Source organism: Dietzia sp. DQ11-38-2, assembly GCF_014145055.1.
GTDB lineage: Bacteria > Actinomycetota > Actinomycetes > Mycobacteriales > Mycobacteriaceae > Dietzia.
This window is the reverse complement of the sequence record NZ_JAALDW010000256.1, coordinates 1-5,443: the sequence shown is the minus strand read 5'-3', so window position 1 is coordinate 5,443 and position 5,443 is coordinate 1. Positions and strand designations below refer to the sequence as shown.

The window sequence follows — 5,443 nt, the reverse complement described above, 5'->3', positions numbered from 1 at the left end:
CGTCCTGGCAGACCGGCAGGTGATGGACCCCACGGTCGATCTGGAGGAGCGTGGCGTCGAACGCGCGGGTCCCCGTGTCCACGGTGACTGGATCCGGGGTCATGATGGCGGATACCGGGGCCCCGGTGTCGCCGCCCACCGCGACGACCTTGGAGCGCAGGTCCCGGTCGGTGAAGATGCCCACCACGCGACCCGCCTCGACGACCAGCAGCGCGGACACACGGCGTTCGGTCATCAGCCTCGCGGCGTCCCGGATGGTGGTGTCGGGTCCGGTGGTCACCGCGTCGCGGGCGAGCAACTCCCCGACCGGCGTACCGAGCGCGTCCCCTCCCGCGGCCTCGAGTCGAGCCGAGGCGAGATCCTGACGGATCCGTTCGCTGCGTTCGCCGAAGAACCGACTCAGCTGCGGGTGTTCGGTGAGCAGCGAGTCCAGGACCTCGCGGGGCATCTCGAGCAGCAGGGTGTCGGCGACCGCCACCATCCGGTAGCGCGATGGTCCGCCACTGGCGAGGGAGGAGTAACCGAAGCAATCCCCCTCTCCTCGCGCGTCGAGCAGAGCCCCGTCCGGATCACACACCTCCACGGCGCCCGAGCGGATGAGGTGCAGGGTGTCGTTCCGGGCACCCGCGTCGAGGATTATCGTTCCCCGGCGGTGGTACCGCTGCGAGAGCTGCGCGGGGATCCGGTCGAGTTGGTCGACGGTCAGCTCGTCGAAGGGGGCGCACCGGGCGAGGAAATCTCTCACCTCGACGAGTTCGACGTCCATGGCTCCACTGTGAACGCCGACGGCCCGCGGTGTGATGCGCTTCGTGCGATTCACACCCGCGGACCGTGGTACTCGTACTCCGCTCTAACCGCTGACCGCGGCCACGATCCGGTCCCCGACCTCTGATGTCGCCACCGGCCGGTCCCCACGGGACCCCAGGTCCGCCTCGACCGCGGCTTCCACACGGTCGGCTTCTCCGACCTTCCCGAGATGCCGCAACATCAGAGCGACGGACAGGATGGCCGCGGTGGGGTCGGCCTTGCCCTGGCCTGCGATGTCCGGTGCGGAACCGTGCACCGGTTCGAACATGGACGGGTTGGTCCCGGAGGCATCGATGTTCCCCGACGCCGCGGTGCCGATCCCCCCGGTGACGGCCGCGGCGAGATCGGTGATGATGTCGCCGAAGAGGTTGTCCGTGACGATGACGTCGAAGCGCGAGGGCTCCGTCACCATGTAGATCGTCGCGGCGTCGATATGGCAGTAGTCCACCTCGACGTCCGCGAACTCCGGGGCCACCTCGTCGACCGTGCGCTGCCAGAGACCGCCTGCGTTGACCAGAACATTGGTCTTGTGGACGAGTGTGAGCTTCCCGCGGCGGGACCGCGCGCGTCCGAAGGCGTCGCGTACCACCCGCTCCACGCCGAACCGGGTGTTGACCGAGGTCTCGGTACCGATCTCCTGGGGCGTCCCGACCCGGATCGCACCACCGTTGCCGGTGTAGAGCCCTTCGGTCCCCTCGCGGACGACCACGAAGTCGATCTCCCCCGGGTTCTTGAGCGGGGTCGCCGAGCCCGGGTACAGACGCGACGGGCGGAGGTTGACGTGGTGGTCGAGCGCGAACCGCAGGGGCAGCAGCATCCCGCGTTCGAGCACGCCGGCGGGCACGGAGCGCGGGTCCCCGATGGCGCCGAGCAGGATCGCGTCGTGGCTCTTCAGGCTCTCGACATCCGCGTCGGTGAGCGTCTCCCCGGTGCGCAGATACCGCCGCGCGCCGAGGTCGTACTCCGTCTTCTCGACCCCCGGGACGAGCGCATCCAGTACCCGGATCGCCTCGGCCGTCACCTCGACACCGATCCCGTCACCGGGGATGACGGCGAGCTTCATCGTCTGCGTGTTCCTCTCCACCGGTCCCGTCTCCCTCAGTCCAGGTTGATCTGGGTGGCCGTGGCCCCGAGCTCGGAGACGATCCGGTCGACCGTCGGATCGGCGACCGCGCGGTCGACCCGGAGGATCAGCGACGCGCCCTCACCCGTGGCGTCCTGGCTCAGGGCGGCGGCCTGGATGTCGATGCCCTCCCCACCGAGGATGGAACCGACCTTCCCGAGCACGCCCGGTCGATCGGAGTAGTGCACGAAGAGGTTCTGGCCCTGCGCGCGCAGGTCGAAACCGCGCTCGTTGATCCGGACGATCTTCTGGACCTTCTCGAGGCCCGAGAGGGTTCCGGTGACCTTGCCGGTGGCGCCGTCCGCGGCCACGGCGGTGACTGTGACGGTGCTGCGGTAGGACTTGGACTCGCTGCGGGTCTCCACCGAGTGGGTGACGCCGCGCTGCTCGGCCATCGATGCGACGTTGACGAACGTGGCCGGCTCGTCGGTGATCGCGGAGAACAGGCCACGCAGGGCTGCCAGCCCGAGCACGTCTACCTGCTCGGCGGCGAGCTCACCGGCGACGTCGACGTTGACCGTGGTCGGCACACCCGGGCAGAGGTGGCCGGCGATCAGGCCGACCTTGCGGACCAGGTCGATCCACGGGGCGACCTCGTCGCCGACCGGACCGCCGGAGACGTTCACTGCGTCCGGGACGAACTCGCCGCGCAGCGCCAACAGCACGCTGCGGGCGACGTCGGTGCCGGCGCGGTCCTGGGCTTCGCTGGTGGAGGCGCCCAGGTGGGGGGTGACGACGGTGTTCTCCAGCTCGAACAGCGGCGAATCGGTGCAGGGCTCGGTGTCGAACACGTCGAGGGCGGCGGACCGGACCTTGCCGGACTTCAGTGCGTCGACCAGGGCGTCCTCGACGATCAGCCCACCGCGGGCGGCGTTGACGATCACGACGCCGTCCTTGGCGCGGGCCAGCCGCTCGGCGTCCAGCAGACCGGCCGTCTCCTTGGTCTTGGGCAGGTGCATCGTGATGATGTCGGCCCGGGAGACCAGCTCGTCGATGTCGACCAGCTCGATGCCCAGCTGCGCCGCGCGGGCGGCGGGCAGGTAGGGGTCGTAGGCGATGAGGGTGGTCTCGAACGCCGCCAGGCGCTGTGCCACCAACTGACCGATCCGACCCAGGCCCACCACTCCGATGGTCTTGCCGAGCAGTTCGACGCCGTTGAACGAACTCCGCTTCCAGGTGTGCTCGCGCAGCGTGCGGTCGGCGGCGGGAATCTGGCGGCACGCGGACATGAGCAGCGCCACCGCGTGCTCTGCGGCCGAGTGGATGTTGGAGGTGGGCGCGTTGACCACCATGACACCGCGTTCGGTGGCGGCGGGGATCTCCACGTTGTCCAGTCCCACGCCCGCGCGACCGATGATCTTCAGCTTGGGTGCCGCGGCGAGGACCTCGGCGTCGACCGTCGTCGCCGAACGGACGAGGAGCGCGTCCGCGTCCTTCACCGCGTCGAGGAGCCTGGGGCGATCCGGGCCGTCGACCCAGCGGACCTCGACGGCGTCGCCGAGTGCGTCGACGGTCGACTGGGCGAGCTTGTCGGCGATGAGGACGACGGGACGTCCGGATGCTGTCACAGTGGGATCTCCTCGGTGTCAATTCGGGCACCGACAGTCTAGGTCACCGCACCCCGCCCACGACCAGTGGCCGGGGTGGCGACGGGGGCCTACCGTGGCTGATGTCACCGCAGCACCCGACCGTGTCACCGCAGCACCCGACCTCCGCCCGACGAACGGAACACCCATGCCGCGCACTCCCCGATCGACCGGATTCCCGGCCGGCCTGCCCAGTCCCTGGCTGCCCGTCCTCGCGCCCGCTCGCGGCTCGACCGCGGTGGCCACCTACCTGAGGGCCCACCTGTACGGAGCTGCTGTGGGACGCAGCCTGCTCGACCGCTGCATCCGTGCGGTCGACGATCCCGACCGGGCCCGACTCGAGCCACTTCGGGATCAGTTCGAGCAGGAGATCGCCGTCGCCTCCGAGGTGTTGTCCCGGTTGTCCCCCATCGGAACGCCGGGTCGGGGGCTGGTGCGCCGATCCTCCGGGATCGCCCTGGGCGTCCTGCCCGTGGGACCGGTGCTCAGCGACCCGCTCGCACGGCTGGGGGTGCTGGAGGCGCTACGCACCCTCGTCGTGGCCAAACGCTCGATGTGGGACCTGCTCGCGGAGTCCTGGGTGGCGGACGCGCCCCCCGGTGGTGAGGGTGCGACGGTGGGCGGCCCCGGGACCCGACGCGTCCTGATGGACCTGGCCGAGCAGGCCGCGGCGCAGGCGGTCCTGCTCGAGGAACTGCGACGTACCTACGGTCTGGCAGTCTTCGAATGACCCGGTCCGACCCGGTCCGCGCCGACGTCGTGGTGGTGGGGTCGGGTCCGAACGGACTCGCCGCCGCGCTCCTGTGCGCCCGCGCCGGCCGACGGGTCGTGGTGCTCGAGGCCGAGGACACCATCGGGGGCGGGTGTCGCACCCTGCCCATGGACGGCATGCCGGGCGATCTCGGCGAGGGACTGCTGGTCGACCCGTGTTCGGCTGTCCACCCGATGGCCGGCGCCGCACCGTTCTTCCGGCAGTTCGACCTGGCCGCGCACGGCGTCGAGTTGAGGACGCCGCCGGTCCAGTTGGGCCACGCGCTCCCCGGTCGCGACGCGATCGTGGTCCCCTCCGACCCCTCCCCCGCGAGCCTGGCCGAGGGGATGGGGTCCGAGGCGGAGGCCCGGGCCTGGTGGCAGGTCATGGAACCGCTGGCCGAGCGGCCACTCGAGGTGGTGGCCACGGCGCTGTCCGATCAGCGATCGATCCCGCCGGTCACGGTGGTGGCAGCGCTGGCGAGGGCCTTCGCCCGGGCACATCCCCTGGGGATCACGGGCGACCGATTCGGACCGGATGGCCGGACCCTGTTCTCGGGGATCGCCTCCCACGCGATCTCGCCCCTCTCCTCGCCGGCGGCGACCGGGGTCGGCCTGATCCTCGGTTCCCTCCTGCACTCCCCGCTCGGGTGGGCCCTTCCTGTCGGGGGGAGCGGTGCGATCACCGCCGCCCTGGCAGAGGCGCTGCGCCGGGCCGGCGGGGAGATCCGCACGGGGATCCGCGTCGGGTCGATGGCGCAGATTGACGCGCGGGACATCGTCTTCAACACCTCCTCGCGGATCCTCGGCGAGATCCTGCTGTCGTCCTCGCCGTCACCGGCCGTGGAGCGACGGGCCCGACGGCTCACCCGAGCGCCCGTGGGAGGTGCCGCGGCGAAGGTCGACATCGTCCTGTCGGGTCCGGTGCCGTGGAGCGACCGACGCCTGAGCGATGCGGGCACGCTTCACCTGGGTGGGGACTCCGCCCACATCGACGCGGCCGAGCGCGCGGTGGCGGACGGCCGGCACGCGGACCGTCCGATGGTGCTGGTCTCCCAGCCGTGGGTCACGGATCCGGGCCGCATCGCACCCGACGGGCGACGGCCGCTGTGGACCTACGCTCACGTGCCCGCCTACTCGCGGCAGGACCAGACCGAGCAGGTGCTCGCCGCGCTCG

Annotated in this window: 5 protein-coding genes; 2 read left to right on the top strand and 3 right to left on the bottom strand. The window is 71.0% G+C overall.

The features are described from left to right. The 3 genes from G6026_RS17270 to serA all read right to left on the bottom strand — a co-directional run. Window positions 1–766: CBS domain-containing protein (locus tag G6026_RS17270; protein WP_241728001.1), on the bottom strand; the 766-nt coding region annotated here is incomplete at its 3' end. Between the two features lie 84 nt (window positions 767–850). Further along, window positions 851–1,870 (bottom strand): 3-isopropylmalate dehydrogenase, encoded by a 1,020-nt coding sequence (locus tag G6026_RS09435; protein ID WP_182613011.1) that lies wholly within the window; start codon window positions 1,868–1,870, stop codon window positions 851–853. Between the two features lie 35 nt (window positions 1,871–1,905). Then, complete coding sequence (serA, locus tag G6026_RS09430) at window positions 1,906–3,498, bottom strand: phosphoglycerate dehydrogenase (RefSeq protein ID WP_107756686.1); 1,593 nt, start codon at window positions 3,496–3,498, stop codon at window positions 1,906–1,908. Between the two features lie 166 nt (window positions 3,499–3,664). Here serA and G6026_RS09425 point away from each other — a divergent pair, with 166 nt between their 5' ends. Both G6026_RS09425 and G6026_RS09420 read left to right on the top strand, forming a co-directional pair. Continuing rightward, window positions 3,665–4,246, top strand: a complete 582-nt coding sequence (locus tag G6026_RS09425; protein WP_182613008.1) for a hypothetical protein — start codon at window positions 3,665–3,667, stop codon at window positions 4,244–4,246. Continuing rightward, a partial coding sequence (locus G6026_RS09420; RefSeq protein WP_182613007.1) for an FAD-dependent oxidoreductase occupies window positions 4,243–5,443 on the top strand: 1,201 nt, incomplete at its 3' end. The genes G6026_RS09425 and G6026_RS09420, both read left to right, overlap by 4 nt.

Coding starts and splice junctions, on each gene's coding strand:
- G6026_RS09435 (WP_182613011.1), bottom strand. CDS start 1,870: ATGAAGCTCGCCGTCATCCCCGGTGACGGGATCGGTGTCGAGGTGACG.
- G6026_RS09425 (WP_182613008.1), top strand. CDS start 3,665: ATGCCGCGCACTCCCCGATCGACCGGATTCCCGGCCGGCCTGCCCAGT.